Raw genomic sequence first — 19,125 nt, forward strand, 5'->3', positions numbered from 1 at the left:
ATGACAGACACAATTGTAAAAGCAGAAAAACTCTCCAAAACATATAAACTCTTCGCAGAAGAAATCAGAGCGGTTGACAACGTGGATATCGAGATAAAAAAAGGTGAATTTGTCTCCCTTATGGGCCCCTCCGGCTCGGGTAAGACGACGATGCTGGATATGATAGGCTGCCTGGACAGTGTGAGCTCCGGCAGGCTCGAGATACTCGGCCGCGACGTATCAAATCTGCCGGAAAAAAAACTTGTCGAGATACGCAGAGGAAAGATTGGATTTATTTTCCAGGACTTCTCGCTGATCCCGAGTCTTACGGCACTTGAGAATATACAGCTTACTCTCTACTTTGCCGGCATAAACCGCGATACGTCCGAGACGGTAAAGCTCCTTGAGCGTGTCGGGCTTGGAAAGCGTATTAACCATCTACCAAAGCAGATGTCCGGCGGAGAAAATCAGCGTGTCGCCATAGCCCGTTCACTCGCCGCCAATCCCGAATTTCTGCTGGCAGACGAGCCGACCGGGCATCTTGACTCGGAGACGTCACAGGAGATTGTAAATGTTTTCAAACAGCTCAACGTCGAAGACGGTTTGACAATAATCCTGGCAACGCACGATAGCAGCCTCGGTCTCCAGACGCCGCGGACTATCTACCTGCGGGACGGCAAAATCGACAAAAAAGAAAAGGCTTCAGCGTGAATTGACAATATGAGCAGAGCATCCATCCCCTGAAGCCTTTACTGCTTAGCCCTTAGTTCCCGCGACAACACTGTAGAGACGCATTGCATGCGTCTCAAAACGTCGATACCCATATTATCGCCGGAACATGACATGACACGAAAGAGACGCAAGCATTGCGTCTCTACACCCGGCGCAGATACATGAGTCTGTCAAAGAGCTTTATTTTATATCATTCGTATTATACAAGATTTACCGCAATCCGCAAGATGTATTTCTCAGATAATAAATTCAAACCGAGGCTGACGGGCAAACATAAACAAAAAAATTAAAAGGGCCTATGTCGCAACATTATTAAAAAGAGACTTCACCCCGTTCCGTTTGCCCTCTTATCATAAATGAATCAGGTTTCAACACATTTAAACAGGAACCATAAAGTATTCATTTGTAATAGCTTACAAAAACAAAGAGTCTCAACCCTTTTAATTCAACCCTCGTAATTGAACATCCACTTGGAATCTTTCCTCCGCTTTGTTCTTTATGGTTTTTAATTTTTACCATGAAGGCATTGAAGCTAATGAAGTTAATAATATTTATTTCTTCATGCTCTTCACTTGCTTCATGGTTTATTATTATATATCCGCAGATTATTTAATATATTGGACAGGATTAAACCCTGGTTTATTCAAATCTTGTTAATCGTGTAAATCATGTCCACTTAATTCCTGATTAAATAAACTACCCCGTCAGGCTGCGCCTGGCACCCCTTCACAATCGAAGTGGAATTGTTTGCCGCGAAAAATATGAGTATGTCAGAGAGCTTTATTTTCTATCATTACTATTATAGCAGATTTACAGAAATCCGCAAGATGTATTTCTCGGGTAACAGGTTAAAACCGCGGCTGAGGTATAAACATAAACTTATTAAGTAAAGGCTTCAGCGTGAATCGCGTCTGTACTGGATGGGGGTTTTCATTGTGTAGCGTTTAAAGACCGTAGCGAAATACTGACTCGATGAAAAGCCCAGCGAGTAGGCGATATCCGTAACGGATTTTGATGTCCGGCTGAGAAGCTGTGATGCGTTGTCGATCTTTTTGCGGAGCTGGTATTCCGCCGGCGGTATGCCGACACGGCGTTTGAATTTCGCCTTGAAGCGTGAGGCTGAGAGTCCCGCCGCCGCGGCAAGCTCATCAACACTGAAATATCTGTCGGGGTTTGCCTCGAGCAAATCAAGCACCCTTTGCAGCTCTGCCGTTACAGTAACAGAATCCTCCCGCCGGCTGCACTCCACCACCCTGAGCAGAAGCTCGGTAAGCCGGCTCGACATTGAGAGCCTCTGCAAATCAGCCCCGGGTGAGAAGGCGATCTTAAACAGCTCTTCAAACAAAACCTCTATCTTCTTATCGCCGTTGAACATGCAGCTGCCAATGCCGCCAAGGGCATCAGCCAGGAGAAGAGACTCCCTGTTTGTTAGCGAGAGTATGCTTTGCGGCGTTGGCGGGAGATACACGTGCAGCCAGTAAAAAAGGCTCCGCTGCATGATGTAGCTGCCGCTGCCGTGGGGGACATCGGGCTGGGTCAGGAAAATCTGGTTCCCGCTGACGTGATACTCCCTGCCGCCGACGGTAAACACCTGCCTGCCGCGTATCATATACACCAGCTCAAGACAGCCCCTATGCACGTGCTGTTCGAGCTCATTCGTGGCTGAGCTCTGGATATTAACCCCCAGAAGAGGCACTTCAGGAAGGCCGTAATCCGCAAGATTAAGCAGAACCCGCCGCCGCGTTCCTATTATATCATAAATACTCATTATGTTTAAAATTGTACTGCAAAACGAAATTAAACGCAAAACATTTTCAAATGCTGTATAATGTTTTAGTAGTATTTTTTTGGCGGCAGAAGATAGTCTGGCTAATGCAGTATTGTAGAGAAAATTCACGAATTTTCTCAAAACTCCCAGCATACCTGGGACTGCAAACAAGACCAGAAAACGTTTATGCCGCGGCAGATAAAACTAAATTTCTGGAGTTAGTTATGGCACAAACGCCCCGTGAAATAGTAAAAAACGCACTTACATTTAACTACCCTGAGCGTCTGCCCAGGCATCTGTGGTATCTGCCCTGGGCAGAAAAGCACCATCCTCAGGCACTGGCAGAGGTTAAGGAGAAATACCCCGATGACTTTGTGTATCCCCCAAACATATATAATGACTCGCCCGTGTCCAAGGGAGACCCCTTCAAGGTAGGGACATATATCGACGAATGGGGCTGCAAATTCGAGAACATCCATGAGGGCATCATAGGCGAGGTCAAGGAGCCGGTCGTTACAGACATCAACGATCTCTCCACGATGCACGTTCCATGGGACATAATGCCCGATGATTTGCACAAGGCCAGAGACGAGGTAAACAGATTCTGCGCCGAGACGGACAAGTTCGTATTCGCCGCGGCGTGTCCCCGGCCATGGGAGCGTATGCAGTTCCTTCGCGGCACGGTTGATGCTATGATGGATATAATGAGCTCGCCGGAGCAGTCAAAGAAGCTGCTGGAGAAGATGCACGATTTTGACATGAAACTGCTGGAGTTCTGGGCGGGAACGGACGTTGACGCGCTGACATTCATGGACGACTGGGGCTCGCAGAATTCTCTGCTGATTCCGCCTCCGCTGTGGGCCGAGATGTTCAAGCCGCTCTACAAGGATTACTGCGACCTGGCAAAGGCAAACAACAAGTTTATCTTTATGCACAGTGACGGACATATAACCGCGATATATCCACACCTGATCGAGATCGGCGTTAGTGCGGTCAACTCACAGCTGTTCTGCATGGATATGGATGAGCTGGCGAAGATCGCAAAGGGCAAGATTACATTCTGGGGCGAGATTGACCGCCAGCATGTATTGCCGGATACAAACGAGGCAAACGTCCGCGCCGCGGTACGCAAGGTAGCAGACACACTTTATGACCCGGCGGGCGGAATAATCGCCCAGTTTGAGCTTAGCCCCGGTTCATACGGCCCTAACGCCTGCATTATCTACGATGAGTGGGACAAAATCCACGCCCAGCGCCGCGGCAGATAGCACATAAGGCCGACACCCTGGCAACCCGTTCATTGCAGTTCGCGCCATATTTCCAGGCATGAAGGGCTTGCTAACTTAGCCCGCGGCAACCGGTGTCCACATATAAACATAGGGCGATGCCCCATGCTAAGATATTTCGCACCTTTGGTGCTGATGCAAAATATTCTGTGCTGCTGTCAACAAATATCTTACCGTCTCACTGCTGTTTTGAGGTATTAACACCACCGGTCAACATAAACTTTAGAGCTACGTTCACATCCATTTCAAGAGGCTCCAGTCTTGAGCGGGAAACCACTATGGTTATTCCGCCCATCTGATAACTCCACGGAAGCAGAACGGCAACCTTGTCATCCATGCCCAGCTCGCATGGCAGGCCCTCGAAATCCTCACGGGTGACAAGGCCTATCATTTTTACTTCCTTGTGGAAATTCACCAGGACAACTCTATTGAAATCCTTTTTCTTGGATGAATCAAGGAAATCCATCAGGCTGCTTATCGCCCCATAGATCGATTTTATAAGAGGCAGCCGCTGCAGAAGCCTCTCACCCCAGCGAAAGAGCCGCCTGAACAGCCAGAGCCGAAGCAGTGCGCCGGCGGCAAACACTACCCCAACACCCGCAGCGACGCCCATGCCGGGAATGTAGTACTCAGAGGGCAATACCAGTTTTATCATGCTGCCCAGAACAGATTCAGCCGTCGAGGCCAGCCAGTAAAGGATGTAGGCCGTGACTATTATCGGCAAAACAGCCATCAGCCCCTGAAAAAATAGTTTGCTGATTTTTCTTATCATTTCAATTCCTTTTGAATAACTAAGTCCCGAACAACCTTTGGTGATTCTTTATCTTACCTTAGAAAATGCCTGTCGAAATTTAGTTTAAGCTGATCTTTGCGTATTTTAGTTTGCCGACTTTCAGTATCATGCCCTCGGCGGGGGTAATCATCTCTGCGGGGTTGGTTTTCTTTTCGCCGTCGATTGTTACGCCGCCCTGTTTTGCCAGGCGTTTTGCCTCTCCGCCGGAGGCCGCGAATCCGCATTCGGTTATCAGTTTGCTCAGCATGATATCCTCGGCGGGGATTTTGACCTCGTCCATATCGCTTGGAAGCTGTTTCTGTGAGAACACCTTGTCGAACTCATCCGCGGCGGCGTCAGCGGCGTCGGCGCCGTGGTAGGTCTTGATGATCTCCTTTGCCAGGGCGATTTTCGAGTCGCGGGGGTGAGATTTTGCCGGATTGACGAGCTCTTTTATCTTATCCTCGGGCACATCGGTCAGCAGCGTGAAGTAATTCTCCATCATCTCATCGGATATGCTCATCACCTTGCCGAACATATCGCCGGGCGAATCGGTAACGCCGATGTAGTTGCCCTTGCTCTTGCTCATCTTCTCCACGCCGTCAAGCCCGACGAGTATCGGCATGGTCATGACAATCTGGGGTTTCTGGCCGTGCTGTTTCTGCAGGTCGCGGCCGACGAGGTTGTTGAACGTCTGGTCTGTGCCGCCCAGCTCGACATCGGCCTCTATGCAGACCGAATCGTAGCCCTGCATCAGCGGGTAGAGAAACTCGTGTATGCTGATCGGATCGCCCTTTTTGTACCGCAGGTCAAACGTATCCCGCTCGAGCATCCGCGCGACGGTCATGGAGCTGCACAGCTTGATAACCGCCACCAGGTCAAGATTTTTGAGCCACTCACTGTTTGGCCGCACCTCAAGTTTGTCCTCACTGGTGTCGAGAATCCTGCCGGCCTGCTCGAAGTACGTCTGGGCGTTGGCCTCGATATCCTCGCCCGAGAGCACAGGCCGCGTTGAGTTCTGGCCGGTAGGATCGCCGATACGGGCGGTATAATCGCCGATAATCAGGATCGCCTTGTGCCCCATATCCTGAAACTGGCGGAGCTTACGCAGAACCACGGTATGGCCCAGGTGAATATCCGGCGCGGTCGGGTCCATGCCCAGCTTAACGCGGAGCTGTATGCCGCGTTTGGCGGCTTCTTCGAGCCTCTCGCCAAGTTCATCTTCGCTGTAAACCTCTACAGTGCCGCGTTTAAGCAGCTTCAAACTCTCTGCTGTGTCCATTGTTAAACCTTCAATAATAAATGAGACGATCCAAAAACAGTAAAATAATAAATCTAAAATATCAGATTTGAAATTTCAGATTCGCTATTATAAACCCGCCGCCGGGATATGCAAGCAGGGATTGAGATGAAAAAAGCGGGAATACGGTTAAACTCGTCTATCCCTGTTATTTATCCTTTTTTGAATGGTGCCGGGTTGTATTCTCATATCCAGAACTGCTACAACAATTGCAATCTCATCTGCAATATCGTAATATACAGCAAAAGGGAAATGCTTAGAAAGCGTCCTGTAGAATCCAAAATGCCTCTCATGAACCCCTGCAGTAATTACTAAAGAATCAATATCTGACAATATACTGTCAACAAAATATGCCCCTAAATCACATCCTTGATTTTCATAAAAGACCTTTGCCGCCTCAATATCCGTAACCGCCTCCGCAAGAACTATGATTTGTTTAATTCTGATCAACGCAGACGTTCTTTTAGCTTTTCAAGAGTAATGAAGTGAGCCTGATTTGAAACTATCTTCTCTCTCCTTTTATCTAAAACGCCCTTATGCCAACTGGGTGATTGCACCGGCGTCGAATCATGAGAAATCGCATCCCATAATAGTTCCATTGCTTCAAGTTTCTCGGCTTTAGTCATATTTTGTATTTCAGTAATGCCCATATATATATTGTAGTCAAATTTATGCCGTATTCAAGTATTTCTTTGAAAAACGCGGCTCTTTGAAATATCATTAGTTCATGAGTTTTAAACCGTTAAAATTTGGTATAAAGGCATTTTTGCCTACAACGCGGCCGGAGCTGAAAAAGCACGGGCGGCGGAATCCCGACATTATCCTCGTGACGGCGGATGCATATGTTGACCACCCATCATTCGGTGCGGCTCTTATCGGGCGGTACCTGGAGAGCCTGGGTTTCAGCGTGGCGATACTTGACCAGCCCGACTGGCGTAGTGCCGACGATTTCCGCTCGCTGGGCCGGCCGCGGCTGTTCTGGGGGATTACCTCGGGTGCGGTTGACTCGCGGCTGAATAACTACGCCTCGATGGGGCACCGCCGCAAAAAGGATGTCTATTCGCCCGGCGGCAAAACCGGAATCCGGCCGGACAAACCCCTGCTAAGCTATGCCGCCCGCGCCCGGGAGGCATTTGCGGACGTGCCGATTATACTCGGTGGACTCGAGGCATCGCTTCGCAGGCTGGTGCATTATGACTATATCGAAGACCGCATGAAACGCTCATCGCTTACCGACGCCAAGGCGGATATGCTGGTCTTCGGCATGGGTGAGCTGGCAATCGCCCAGATCGCCCGCCGTCTTGACAGCGGCGAATCCATATCTGATATGACCGACATCGCCGGCACCGCTTTCCCGCTGCTTAAATCGAACGATCCCGGTAGAGACGCAATGCTTGCGTCTCTCTGCGCCACAACAGATTCCCCGCCAATTCAAAAAAACGCAATGCCTGCGTCTCAGAAGGAAGGAAAGGAAACTTTGCCAGTCCTGCTGCCCTCTCTGCAAGAGCAGACCGAAAACAGCGAGCTGGTGATGACAGCGCAGCTTGAGTACCAGAAACACGCCCTGCCCGGCGGAAAACCCGTTGTGCAGGAACAGAATCCCGGCTGGATACAGGTCAACCCGCCGATGCGGCCGCTCACCACCGCGGAAATGGACGCCTTGTACGAGCTGCCGTTCACACGCCGCTGGCACCCAAAATATGATGCACTCGGCGGCATACCGGCATTGGAGCCGGTGAAGTTCTCGATACTCTCGCACCGCGGCTGTTTCGGCGGCTGTTCGTTCTGCTCGATTTTCTTTCACCAGGGCAAAGAAATATCATCACGCTCGCAGGAATCAATACTCGCCGAAGCGGAGTCATTCACGGTGCACCCGGATTTCAAGGGCACCATCCAGGATGTCGGCGGCCCCAGCGCCAACATGTACCGCATGGGCTGCACACGCAAGAGCATCTGCCGGCGGCCAAGCTGTATATTCCCCAATATCTGCCCCGACCTGAACACCGACCATAAGCCGCTGATATCGCTGCTGCAAAAACTGGCGGACTGGAAACGCCGGCAGAAGAAGAAGTCGCATGTATTCGTATCTTCCGGCATTCGCAGCGACCTGGCGAACCTCTGCCCGGAATATATAGACCTCGTGGCAAAGGAGTTTGTCAGCGGACATCTAAAGGTAGCGCCGGAACATACAAGCCGCCGCGTGCTCAACCTCATGGGCAAGCCCGGCTTCGGCACGCATAGGAAATTTGAACAGGCCTTCGCCAAAAGCTCTGCCGCCGCCGGCAAGAAACAGTACCTCGTGCCGTATTTTATCAGCTCACACCCGGGCTGCGGAGAAGATGAAGCTCTCGAGCTGGCGGAATATCTGATAAAAAACAACCTTCGCCTCCGTCAGGTGCAGGATTTCACGCCCGGCCCGCTGGCAATGTCAACCGCTATGTTCGTCTCGGGCCTTTCGCCAGAGATGAAGCGTATATTCGTGGCTCGCGGCAGAAAAGACAAAAAACTCCAGGCATCGCTTATCCAGTATTTCATGCCGGAGAACGCCGGCGAGGTAGCCGCGTTCCTAAAACGCAAACGCCGCCACGACCTGCTAAAAAAAATCCCCCGCCCCAGACGCAGGTAATTTAACAGGCAGTTATATCCGCAGATTCCGCCGATTATCGCAGATTATTATCATGTATTTATCACTAATCACTCCGCCCATAGGTTAAAGTGTGACGGTAAAAGGTGCCGCCTCTCCAATTGTACTCAAAGGAGTGGTCTGAAGGAGCGTAAAGATGAACAGCTACGGTCAATTGCCCCTCTGCTATATAATACACATAAACATTTGGTGCATAGGTGGGTACCTTTTGCGGGTCTCTTGGAAGCTTGATCTCACGCCCAAGTACACGGCTCAGTTCTTTTTCAAGGACATGAGAGTTTGCAAACTTAGCATTCCTCGCCAACACTTTATCGTTGGCAAATACATTCTCCATCTCAGGACTGTGGCCTATCAAGACCATAAAGGGTCTTTCAATGGACTCTGACTCAAAGGGAAGTGAATCGGTTTTAACTGCATACTCAAGAACAATATTCGTAATCTGCTCAGCGTGTTTCATGCGTATCGGATCCATAGCCTCCTGATACTTCCTGTCCATGTGCCGGTATATCACAATACATGTAACAACAGCCACAATCACAAACAGTGCAATACCACAAATCACCCACAAATACGTTAAACTTTTATTCTGCATAGATTAAATTTAAATCTTGTCAATTGAAAGTCAAGGGTCAAATCTACAAGAATCAGTGTGCCGGCGACAGCTCGTTCCAGTTGGTTGTGCAGCGGGGACTTCTGCGGCGGAATAATACGCTCTATCACTTAAAATTCATCTCCACCCCTATACTATAAAATAGAAGAAGCCCTCCTGGTTTTAACCAGAAGGGCTTCATAATGCCGGCGATAACCTACTTTCGCCCAAGGGACTATCATCGGCCGGTTGGGCTTAGCTTCTGAGTTCGGAATGGGATCAGGCGTTTCCCCAACAGTATGGTCACCGGCAAGTTCATTTACTAAACGGTTTGGTTAAACTAATAACTAATAGTGAATAACTAATAGTTATTAGTTGTTCACTTAAACCGTATTGTATATAAAGTTACTACAGTTGACACGTAAAGAATCTATCAATACGCTGTAATCAAATTCAATAAGAATATTTGTTAAACTAATAAATATAAGTGAATAACTATTAACTAATAGTTGTCGAATTCGCTTCGCTGGTACTTGTAAAAAGTATCAGCCCAAGGCTGAATCCTTCACTATTAGTTTTTCACTATTCACTATTAGTTTATAATCAATAATTGATTGATGCGGTCAAGTTATTGGACGTTAGTACCGGTTAGCTTAATACATTTCTGCACTTACACATCCGGCCTATCAACCTGGTAGTCTTCCAGGGTCCTTCAGATATTAATCATGGAATCCTCATCTCGGAGTGGGCTTCCCGCTTAGATGCTTTCAGCGGTTATCCTTTCCCGACTTAGCTACCCAGCATGCACTTAGCAGCACAACTGGTACACCAGAGGTCAGTGCTTCCCAATCCTCTCGTACTAGGGAAACATCTCCACAAGATTCCAACGCCCACGGCAGATAGGGACCGACCTGGCTCACGCCGGTCTGAACCCAGCTCGCGTACCACTTTAATCGGCGAACAGCCGAACCCTTGGGACCGCCTACAGCCCCAGGATGTGATGAGCCGACATCGAGGTGCCAAACCGCCCCGCCGCTATGAACGCTCGGGGGCGATAAGCCTGTTATCCCCGGAGTACCTTTTATCTGATGAGCGATGGCCCTTCCACACGGGACCACCGGATCACTAAGACCTGCTTTCGCATCTGCTCGAGTTATAGCTCTCGCAGTTAAGCACACTTCTACCTTTATGCTCTACGCATGATTGCCAACCATGCTGAGTGTACCTTTGTACTCCTCCGTTACTCTTTGGGAGGAGACCGCCCCAGTCAAACTGCCCATCAAGCACGGTCCTCTGTCCTGATTCAAGGCTCAGAGTTAGATAACTAATACACCAAGGGTGGTATTTCAACGATGGCTCCACGATTCCCAGAAGAACCGCTTCAAAGCCTCCCACCTATCCTACGCATGATATACCAGGTACCAATACCTGACTGCAGTAAAGGTTCACGGGGTCTTTCCGTCTTGCCGCGGGTATGTGGTATCTTCACCACATCTACAATTTCACCGAGTCCGTTGTTGAGACAGTGCACCAGTCGTTACGCCGTTCATGCAGGTCGGAACTTACCCGACAAGGAACTTCGCTACCTTAGGACCGTCATAGTTACGGCCGCCGTTTACCGGGGCTTCAGTCGTCAGCTTCTCCGTCACTTGATTTACACATTAAACTTTTCTGTATTCTATTCATCAAATGTCTGCGGGCATTGCCGCTCTTCAAACGTTTCTCACGTTTTCTCGCATCTGATTCGCTCATATATGCTTCATAATAAACTAAATGCCAGTTACCATTTCTGGTGGTTTTACAACCACTGCCAGACTTATGACTTGAGACTCTTGTTTTCAAGTCACTGCTGTAACCGATGTAGCATTTCTCTGTGTTTTCTTCATAAAGTACATATACATAATACATTGTGTATCTCCGTATAAATCAAGTGACGGATAACCGCCTTCCTTAACCTTCCGGCACCGAGCAGGCGTCATTCTCTATACATCCACTGTACGTGTTAGCAGAGAACTGTGTTTTTGGTAAACAGTCGCCAGTGCCACTTTTCTGTCCCCTCTCCTTGCGGAGGAGGGCCCCCTTATCGCGAACTTACGGGGTCAATTTGCCGAGTTCCTTAACAACGGTTCTCTCGAGCGCCTTAGGATATTCTCCTCACCTACCTGTGTCAGTTTTAGTACGGTTATGCAGATTTCAATCTACAGCAGCTGTTTCTCGGCACCTTTGCCGGCAACTTCGGCATCATATACGGCCTCGATCTTGCGAAACCCGCTCGACTAATCACGGGATTGCCTTAAAAAATGCGTCACTGCTTTCGTCCATCTACATAGTGCAGGAATATTAACCTGCTGCCCATCGTCTACGCCTTTCAGCCTCGACTAAGGGGCCGACTAACCCTGGGCGGATCTACCTTCCCCAGGAAACCTTAGGTTTTCGGCGAACAGGATTCTCACCTGTTTTATCGTTACTCATGCCGGCATAATCACTAATAACCGCTCCACGGCTCCTTGCGGTACCGCTTCGACGCTGATTATTACGCTCTCCTACCACTTGATATAAATATCAAATCCGCAGCTTCGGTTCATTGCTTGATTCCCGTTCATTATCGGCACCAAATTGCTCGATCAGTAAGCTATTACGCACTTTTTAAATGGTGGCTGCTTCTAAGCCAACATCCTGATTGTCTGGGCAATCTGACTTCCTTAGTAACTTAGCAATGATTCGGGACCTTAGCTGGCGATCTGGGTTGTTCCCCTCTTGACCACACACGTTATTGCACATAGTCTGACTCCCAGAATAAGCCTTACAGTATTCGGAGTTTGGTAGGGGTGGGTAGGCTGGTGGCCCCCCAGTCCCAATCAGTAGCTCTACCCCTGTAAGGTATAAACTGAGGCTAGTCCTAGAACTATTTCGGAGAGAACGAGATATCTCCAGGTTTGATTAGACTTTTACTCCTCCCCACAGCTCATCCCCTAACTTTTCAACGTTAGTGGGTTCGGTCGTCCAGGGATTTTTACATCCCCTTCCACCTGGCCATGGGTAGATCACCTGGTTTCGCGTCTAACACCTGCTACTAATACGCCCTATTAAGACTCGGTTTCCCTGCGGCTGCGCACCGGAAGTGCTTAACCTTGCAACAGACGTTAACTCGCCGGCTCATTATGCGAAAGGCACGCCGTCACCCATATTAAATAGGGCTCCGACTGCTTGTAGGTACATGGTTTCAGGTACTTTTAACTCCCCTAAAAGGGGTGCTTTTCATCGTTCGCTTACGCTACTTTGCACTATCGGTTATCGAGGAGTACTTAGCCTTGGAGGGTGGGCCCCCCAGCTTCACACGAGGTTCCACGAGTCTCGTGCTACTCTGGTACACCAAAAGAGAAAGCTATATTGTAAAGTACGGGACTTTCACCATCTATGGTCGAACTTTCCAGATCGTTCCTATAATATGCTTCTTTGTAACTCTAGTATTGGTGCCCGCAACCCCGGCATGCAAGCACGCCGGTTTGGGCTTGTCCGCTTTCGCTCGCCGCTACTGACGGAGTCTCGGTTGATTTTCTTTCCTGCAGGTACTAAGATGTTTCAATTCTCTGCGTTAGCTTCAACGGCCTATGAATTCAGCCGTTGACGAAAGGCACAGCTTGCGCCGGCCTGACAGGTTACCCCATTCGGAAATCCCGGGATTAACAGATGTTTGGCTCTTGCCCCGGGCTTATCGCAGCCTTCCACGTCCTTCGTCGCCTCTCGATACCTAGACATCCCCCATGTACCCTTAGTAACTTGACCACATCAATCAATTACTGTTCTAAACTAATAACTTATAGTTAATAACTTATAGTTGTTGAATTCGCTTCGCTCATACTTGAAAAAATATAAGCTGAAAACTATCTCAAACTATTAGTTAATAGTTATTAGTTCTTCACTCATTTATCGGATGTGTTCCGCTCTACTAAAGATAACATTCTAATGAATGCCAGTCTTATAATGAGTTGAACTTAGATAAAGGATCTAAAATGTCAGAATTAAATATTCTTAATTCTAAATTCCCTATTCTAAATTCTAAAAATAAATATCCTTATTGCTCTGATTTTCGATTCGGTTAAATCGTTATCGCGCTAATTGTTAGAATTCTTTACTTTTGTGTCAACTGTATTAAATTTTAAAAGATCTTTATCTGATATCTCATATCTGAAATACCAGATCCACAGGTTTTATCTGCGGCAATGGAGCTGGACGGAGTCGAACCGACGACCTCCTGGATGCAAACCAGGCGCTCTCCCAACTGAGCTACAGCCCCGAGACCAAACAGATCTCAAATCTCAAATTTGAAATCTCAAATGCAGAAATCTTTTTAAGATTTCTGCCAGTGGGCCCGGGAGGACTCGAACCTCCGACCTCTCGCTTATCAGGCGAACGCTCTAGCCGGCTGAGCTACGAGCCCAATCTTCTAAAGCCCTCTAAACCCGATTAAAGGAAAAGCAGGCTCTCAAGTCCTGTCGCTTATTCGCTTATCAAAGAACCGCCTCTAAAGGCGTATAACCCACCCGAGCTAACTCAAGTGAGACGAGAAAATATAACCGTTTTTTAATATACGTCAAGGGCCGTATTGAGAAATTTTGAAAAAAAAGTAATTTAACCGTTTTTTTATGCATTCCAAAGGAGAGCAGAGGTTCACCGGCCATGGGAATTGATGACGTATTCTTATGCCACTAATAGCTTTACAGAACATTTTGCTGAGATAGAGTTTTCACGGCCGATAAAATAATCTTTTGCAGAATCAGAAAATCATGCTCTGGGATGGAATTCTTTATGTATCTTTTTCAGCCTGTCACTATCGACATGTGTGTATATCTGTGTCGTGGATATGTCGGCATGGCCAAGCAGCTCCTGAACGCTCCTCAGATCTGCGCCGCCGCTCAAAAGATGTGTAGCGAAACTGTGCCTCAGTGAATGGGTCGTCAGCCTCGGGCCAAGGCCTGCACGGGATGCGTACTTCTTCACCATACGCCACAGAAACGTTCGTTCCAGCGGCCTGCCGCTGTGCGTCAGGAAAAGCTCTTCACAAGGTTTTTCATCATTTAAAAGCTGGGCCCGCTGCTTTTTTATATACTCTGTGATTGCCTTAATTGCGGGCACGCCTACCGGCACAAGCCTCTCCTTGTTTCCCTTGCCGATACATCGCAGATAACCTATCTTAAGATTGACATCATTGACTCTAAGGGAAACCGTTTCACTTGCTCTCATTCCCGTAGCGTAGAGTGTCTCAAGAATTGCCTTGTCCCGCAGATAAAATCTGTCGCTCTGCGGCTCAGGTGCATCCAGCAGTCTCTTTACGGCATCAGTGTTGTAAACCTGGGGCAGCTTCTGCCATAGCTTAGGCGATTCGAGCAGCTCTGTAACGCTCTGACTGCTAATGCCGTTTGCCAGGGCGAACTGCAGAAACATCTTAACCGCCACAAGAGACCTGCGGACGCTGGACTCAATTTTACCCGATAGCGCAAGCTCATGCTGATAGCTGATAATGATACTTGAATTGACTGATGCGATGGATTCTATTCCGCTGCCGCCGCAAAAACCCGCAAAATCACAAAGATCCCTGCCGTAAGCAAGTATGGTATTTACACTCAAACCCGCCTCAAGAGAGAGATAATCGAGATACTCGCAAATCTGATCTCCCATCGGAAAGAGCCTGAGCCGTTGGTACAAATTTTGTATCTGAATAGTCACATTCAAACTCTTAAAACCCAAAAGAAAACGTTTGCCGCTCCCCTTTGAGCCCGGTAAGATGCCTTGTTAAATTTAAGGCGGTACTTATTTCTTGTACCAGCCTGCGATGTCTATATTTAGAACCTCGCCGTTTTCGAGCTCTATCCTTAAATCATCCTTAAAATAAAGCTCTTCTTTATCTTTATCGGGAGCGGTTATTACTATGTTGAACCTAAGCATTCCGGTATCTGTCTCAAGCTCAGCGGCCTCTACCGGCTCACCGTTTGAATCCAGCAGACTGACAGTACCGTTTGCGTCGGTAATAGACTTAATTTTCATTTTCTTCTCAGAGCTGCTCTTAATCCACACAGAACGCTTCTGCAGGGCACCGCCGACGGCATTAAGGAAGACCACTCTCGACGGGCTTACGACGTACTTTGGCGTTGTGCTGTAACTTACCAGCACACTCTTGCACTCCGGATGGCTCAAGTCAAGCGTGATTGCACCATTGAGGTTGTTTGCAAGCCTGTCAGAGTCGGCTTTAAGTTTAAAGGTAAATTCCTTTGCTGTTTTGTTCGGGTCATAGTTAAGCTCTATTGCATTGCCGGTACATCTGTAACTCTTTACAGAAAACTCTTTACCATCGAGGCTCTGCAGTTTTAAGTCGGGTGCCCCGGCGTTTTTCTCTGCGAGTGAGAGCTGCAATTTTTCCGGCATAACTTTGACTTTAAAAACAGTGTTTGCCTTAATTTCCAGTGAATACTTTGGATTTGCCGGATCATTGCTGTAGATATAAAGATGTTTTGTCATTAAGCCGGCACGTGTTGCCGCGGTGAAAGTCACATCTATCTCTCCCGCTTCGCCCGGAGCTATGTTTTTCTTTTTCAGGGCGGGTACCGTACAGCCGCAGGTAGATTGAATATGGTCGATTACAAGCTCTGCATCACCGGTATTCTTAAACTGGTACGCGAACCTATGCTTTGATTTGGGAGCAACGTCGCCAAGATCCACGGTAGAATTAGTCACAACCAGAACCGGAGAACCGGAGACGGATTTTGTTGCCGCGGCTTCCTGGGCCAGAACGGATAAACAGCAGAAAACCGATGATGTTAATAATATGGCAAGTTTAACCTTTGAAAACATTTATATCTCCTGATATTTAGAAAAAAATAATACCTGAATATTTGTTTGTCATAACTATTTATATACAAACAACATGTTTTGTTCAACAAAAATCACATAAAATATTGTCAGCCACAGCCAGAGCTTCACGTGTTAAGCGATATCCGGCATGAGTCTGCTCAATATTTCCATTTTTCATGTGCATATCAATCCGGCCTGAATACAAATCACGGAAATCCATGCCAGTTAGCGACTTATACTCTTCAAGGACAACGCCGCGTCTCAGCCTCAGATTCAAAACCGCCGTCTCAGAAGCAAAATCAGAGCCTGAAACAGCCCTGAAAGTAGAGGCCCCCGAGCCGCCCGACTCGATTCGCTTTAGATAGCGTTCAATATTGTCGGGGTTATGGTAACGTGCTCCATTATAAAAAGACGCCGCACCCGCCCCAATACCGATATAGCCGGTATTCTTCCAATAAACGATATTATGTTCGCACTCAAAACCGGTTTTGGCAAAATTGGAAATCTCGTACTGCCTGTAGCCGGCTTCTTGAAGCCTATCGATCGCAAATTCATACATCCAGCGGTCAGTTTCTTCATCAATTACTGTAATTTCGCCTTTTTTGAGCCTGTCATACAGTCTGCTGCCGCGGTCATAACTGAGACTGTAGGCTGATATATGCTCTACCCCGGCTGCAATCGCCTTTTCAATGCCGGCTTGCCAGTCTTCTTTGCAGGTTTGCGGAATAGCAAATATCAAATCTATACTTACGTTGGAAAAACCAGATTCACGTGCGGCCGCAAGAGCCTCTAACGCTGTCTGCGGCGGATAAGGCCTGCCCAGATACCTGAGCTCTTTATCATTAAACGACTGCACACCGATACTTAGCCTGTTTACGCCATGATTGAGCAAAACAGAGCAGTATTCCGCATCGATCTGGCCGGGGTTGGCCTCGAAGGTAAATTCACTCACCTCCCCCAGACGTCCGGCAATCCCATCAAGAAGGACAGAAACGGTATCTATACCCAGGATACTGGGCGAGCCGCCGCCGATGTACACAGTCCTTACAGAGCCGTTTTTTAAATTATACTGATCCAGCTCTTTGAGAACCGCACTAATGTAGCGTTTTTGAAGCAATGCGAATTCTTCGCCGTCCATCTGGCTTACGGGCACAGAGTAAAACCCGCAATACATGCACTTTGACCTGCAAAACGGAATATGTATATATAGCGATAAGTCTTTCAATATCCGCCCTCTTCCTGAATACTTTCAAGTATTCTCAAGTAACTCTCGTATCTCTGGCGGGTTATTCGGCCTTCTTCAAGTGCCTCTTTAACGCGGCAGCCAGGTTCGTGGGTATGGCTGCAATTTGAGAATCTGCACTGTTCTGCGTATTCGTTAAATTCTTCAAAAAACCATTTTAAATCTTCCGGTTCAATCTTCCAGATTCCAAACTCCCGTATCCCCGGCGTATCTATCACCGATATTCCGCATTCGGCAGTATAAAGGCACGAATTGGTAGTTGTGTGCCTGCCCAGCCCCGTTGTATCATGCACACTTCCGACGCGGGCCTTAATATCGGGCAGAATGCAATTCAGAAGCGAGGTCTTTCCGGTTCCGCTGTGGCCGACAAACACACACATTTTATCTGCAAGAAGCGACTTGAGTTCATCAATCCCGACCCTTTCATCTGCGGATGTCTCTACGATCTCCATCCCAAGCTGCCTGTACGGCTCAAGAACGGAGAGCTCGCCGCCGCGGCCTTTCTTGTCTATAAGGTCTATCTTGTTTACACAGATAACCGGCTTTACGCCGCCCCTTTCAGAGGCGATGATATAGCGGTCAATGAGGCTCGGCCGAATCTCCGGACGTTTTATTGACGCGACAACAACCGCAACATCAACATTTGCGGCGATAACCCGTTCTATCCCCGGCTTGAGCGGGTCAGGTCTGGAGAGCCTGCTTTTACGGGGCATAACAGACTGAACCACCGCTGTACCGTCACGTGCGAAAGCAAACTCAACGCAATCACCTACGGCAATCTCGCTCTTCTGGTTCATGGAGATTTCAGGCCCGATAAGGCAGAAGAAATTCTCTCTTTCGCTCTGTACCTCGCAGCCTCCGGCCTCCACAAAAACAACAATCCCCTTTCGGCTGTCTGTATATTCATGCTGGTCTGTAAGCTGAGAATCTGCCTCTATAAGAGAGTTTATCCCTTCTTCCTCTATGACCTTTAATGCCCAGTCGTCAATTGTCACTGCATCAAGCCTGTCCGGTTTCTGAAAATTGAGCGTATCATCATAGCTGCGCATGCTTTTGAATTCTTTTCTGCCGGCTCTGCGTTTATTTTTGGCGTTAACCTGGGCGGCCTTTCTGATATTCGCGGCCCGCTTGTACAGAAGACGCTTCTGGCCGGCCGTAAGTTTTGAAAGCTGCTGTTGAAAATATTTCCGCTTTGATTTTTTCAAACCTGTTCCCCTGCCGCGTTTGCCCTGCTCAACAAGTTCAAATACCGCTCTCTGATTTGAGGGCCTCTCTTATATCAATCTTACCCTCATAATACGCCCTGCCTATTATCGCGCCGCTGACGCCTGCCTTGTCTAAATTTCTGATATCGTCAATACTGCTGACACCGCCGGCGGCAATAACCGGAACTTTGACCGCGGCGGCTAACTCGCCGGTGCGTTCCACGTTTGGGCCGCTAAGCATCCCATCCCTGGTTATATCAGTATATATGATTGCCGCGATGGGCAGTTTCTCGGCCTTTAAGGCATATTCTATCACAGTCTCTTCAGATTCTCCAAGCCAGCCTTCTGTTGCAAGACTGCGCCCCCGGGCATCGAGACCCGCGGCGAGTCTTTTGGGAAACTTCTCGCACATACGCCCAAACCATTCATAATCGGTTACCGCCCTTGTACCTACAATCAACCGTTCAACCCCTGCATCCAGGAGCATCGAGATCGTGTCCTGGTCACGGACACCGCCGCCTACCTCGACTTTGAGCCCGCCCAGAGCTGTTATCCTGCGAATAGTTTCTATGTTTTCGCTGCGGCCGCTCTTGGCACCGTCAAGATCTATCACATGCAGCCACCGGCTTCCAAAATCAATGAATTCCCGGGCCTGATCTACAGGATCATCTCCATAGACAATTTTCTTGTCATATTCACCCTGTATCAGACGCACACATTTACCGTCAATTAGATCTATAGCCGGAAGTATATCCATG

The 19,125-nt window shown here is 48.2% G+C and carries 14 protein-coding genes, 2 tRNA genes and 2 rRNA genes; 3 read left to right on the forward strand and 15 right to left on the reverse strand.

Going from position 1 to position 19,125, the window contains the following annotated elements:
- Nucleotides 1-690: an ABC transporter ATP-binding protein gene (locus tag SMSP2_RS07945; protein WP_146683442.1), complete on the forward strand. Its 690-nt coding sequence runs from the start codon at nucleotides 1-3 to the stop codon at nucleotides 688-690.
- Nucleotides 691-1,606: 916 nt separating this feature from the next.
- On the opposite strand, the gene SMSP2_RS07950 is transcribed toward SMSP2_RS07945, so the two are convergent.
- Nucleotides 1,607-2,479 carry an AraC family transcriptional regulator gene (locus SMSP2_RS07950; protein ID WP_186804642.1) on the reverse strand — a complete coding sequence of 291 codons (873 nt, stop codon included), beginning with the start codon at nucleotides 2,477-2,479 and terminating at the stop codon, nucleotides 1,607-1,609.
- A 224-nt stretch (nucleotides 2,480-2,703) separates the two neighbouring features.
- On the opposite strand from SMSP2_RS07950, the gene SMSP2_RS07955 reads away from it, so the two are divergent.
- Nucleotides 2,704-3,747 carry a uroporphyrinogen decarboxylase family protein gene (locus SMSP2_RS07955; protein WP_146683444.1) on the forward strand — a complete coding sequence of 348 codons (1,044 nt, stop codon included), beginning with the start codon at nucleotides 2,704-2,706 and terminating at the stop codon, nucleotides 3,745-3,747.
- A gap of 196 nt (nucleotides 3,748-3,943) precedes the next feature.
- Here the strand turns inward: SMSP2_RS07955 and SMSP2_RS07960 are convergent, their stop codons facing one another.
- The 4 genes from SMSP2_RS07960 to SMSP2_RS07975 all read right to left on the reverse strand — a co-directional run bounded on the left by SMSP2_RS07960 (nucleotide 3,944) and on the right by SMSP2_RS07975 (nucleotide 6,463).
- The gene (locus tag SMSP2_RS07960; RefSeq protein ID WP_146683445.1) at nucleotides 3,944-4,537 is read right to left on the reverse strand and encodes a DUF502 domain-containing protein; all 594 of its coding nucleotides are present in this window, start codon (nucleotides 4,535-4,537) and stop codon (nucleotides 3,944-3,946) included.
- A gap of 79 nt (nucleotides 4,538-4,616) precedes the next feature.
- Nucleotides 4,617-5,819 carry a tyrosine--tRNA ligase gene (tyrS, locus tag SMSP2_RS07965; protein ID WP_146683446.1) on the reverse strand — a complete coding sequence of 401 codons (1,203 nt, stop codon included), beginning with the start codon at nucleotides 5,817-5,819 and terminating at the stop codon, nucleotides 4,617-4,619.
- 147 nt (nucleotides 5,820-5,966) lie between these two features.
- On the reverse strand, nucleotides 5,967-6,287 hold the full coding sequence (locus SMSP2_RS07970) for a hypothetical protein (RefSeq protein ID WP_222566304.1): 321 nt from the start codon (nucleotides 6,285-6,287) through the stop codon (nucleotides 5,967-5,969).
- Complete coding sequence (locus SMSP2_RS07975) at nucleotides 6,284-6,463, reverse strand: addiction module protein (protein ID WP_186804643.1); 180 nt, start codon at nucleotides 6,461-6,463, stop codon at nucleotides 6,284-6,286. Before SMSP2_RS07975 ends, SMSP2_RS07970 begins: the two co-directional genes overlap by 4 nt.
- A 140-nt stretch (nucleotides 6,464-6,603) precedes the next feature.
- Here SMSP2_RS07975 and SMSP2_RS07980 point away from each other — a divergent pair, with 140 nt between their 5' ends.
- Nucleotides 6,604-8,463 (forward strand): YgiQ family radical SAM protein, encoded by a 1,860-nt coding sequence (locus tag SMSP2_RS07980; RefSeq protein WP_186804644.1) that lies wholly within the window; start codon nucleotides 6,604-6,606, stop codon nucleotides 8,461-8,463.
- Nucleotides 8,464-8,527: 64 nt separating this feature from the next.
- Here SMSP2_RS07980 and SMSP2_RS07985 read toward each other — a convergent pair whose 3' ends face one another.
- From SMSP2_RS07985 to hisA, 10 genes are all read right to left on the reverse strand, one after another.
- Complete coding sequence (locus SMSP2_RS07985) at nucleotides 8,528-9,073, reverse strand: hypothetical protein (protein ID WP_146683449.1); 546 nt, start codon at nucleotides 9,071-9,073, stop codon at nucleotides 8,528-8,530.
- A 201-nt stretch (nucleotides 9,074-9,274) separates the two neighbouring features.
- Nucleotides 9,275-9,381 (reverse strand): 5S ribosomal RNA (gene rrf, locus SMSP2_RS07990).
- Nucleotides 9,382-9,689: 308 nt separating this feature from the next.
- A 23S ribosomal RNA gene (locus SMSP2_RS07995) occupies nucleotides 9,690-12,856 on the reverse strand.
- A gap of 438 nt (nucleotides 12,857-13,294) precedes the next feature.
- Nucleotides 13,295-13,367: transfer RNA gene (locus SMSP2_RS08000), tRNA-Ala, on the reverse strand.
- 70 nt (nucleotides 13,368-13,437) lie between these two features.
- A tRNA-Ile gene (locus tag SMSP2_RS08005) sits at nucleotides 13,438-13,511 on the reverse strand.
- A 344-nt stretch (nucleotides 13,512-13,855) separates the two neighbouring features.
- On the reverse strand, nucleotides 13,856-14,749 hold the full coding sequence (gene xerD, locus SMSP2_RS08010) for a site-specific tyrosine recombinase XerD (RefSeq protein ID WP_146683450.1): 894 nt from the start codon (nucleotides 14,747-14,749) through the stop codon (nucleotides 13,856-13,858).
- 132 nt (nucleotides 14,750-14,881) lie between these two features.
- Nucleotides 14,882-15,919 (reverse strand): DUF1573 domain-containing protein, encoded by a 1,038-nt coding sequence (locus tag SMSP2_RS08015; protein ID WP_146683451.1) that lies wholly within the window; start codon nucleotides 15,917-15,919, stop codon nucleotides 14,882-14,884.
- A gap of 82 nt (nucleotides 15,920-16,001) precedes the next feature.
- Nucleotides 16,002-17,144 carry a radical SAM family heme chaperone HemW gene (hemW, locus tag SMSP2_RS08020; protein ID WP_186804645.1) on the reverse strand — a complete coding sequence of 381 codons (1,143 nt, stop codon included), beginning with the start codon at nucleotides 17,142-17,144 and terminating at the stop codon, nucleotides 16,002-16,004.
- A complete protein-coding gene (rsgA, locus tag SMSP2_RS08025; RefSeq protein ID WP_146683453.1) occupies nucleotides 17,141-18,367 on the reverse strand; it encodes a ribosome small subunit-dependent GTPase A in 1,227 nt (408 codons plus the stop codon). Before rsgA ends, hemW begins: the two co-directional genes overlap by 4 nt.
- A 37-nt stretch (nucleotides 18,368-18,404) precedes the next feature.
- The gene (hisA, locus tag SMSP2_RS08030) at nucleotides 18,405-19,124 is read right to left on the reverse strand and encodes a 1-(5-phosphoribosyl)-5-[(5-phosphoribosylamino)methylideneamino]imidazole-4-carboxamide isomerase (RefSeq protein ID WP_146683454.1); all 720 of its coding nucleotides are present in this window, start codon (nucleotides 19,122-19,124) and stop codon (nucleotides 18,405-18,407) included.
- Between the last annotated feature and the right edge of the window lies 1 nt (nucleotide 19,125).

This window comes from Limihaloglobus sulfuriphilus (genome assembly GCF_001999965.1).
Lineage (GTDB): Bacteria > Planctomycetota > Phycisphaerae > Sedimentisphaerales > Sedimentisphaeraceae > Limihaloglobus > Limihaloglobus sulfuriphilus.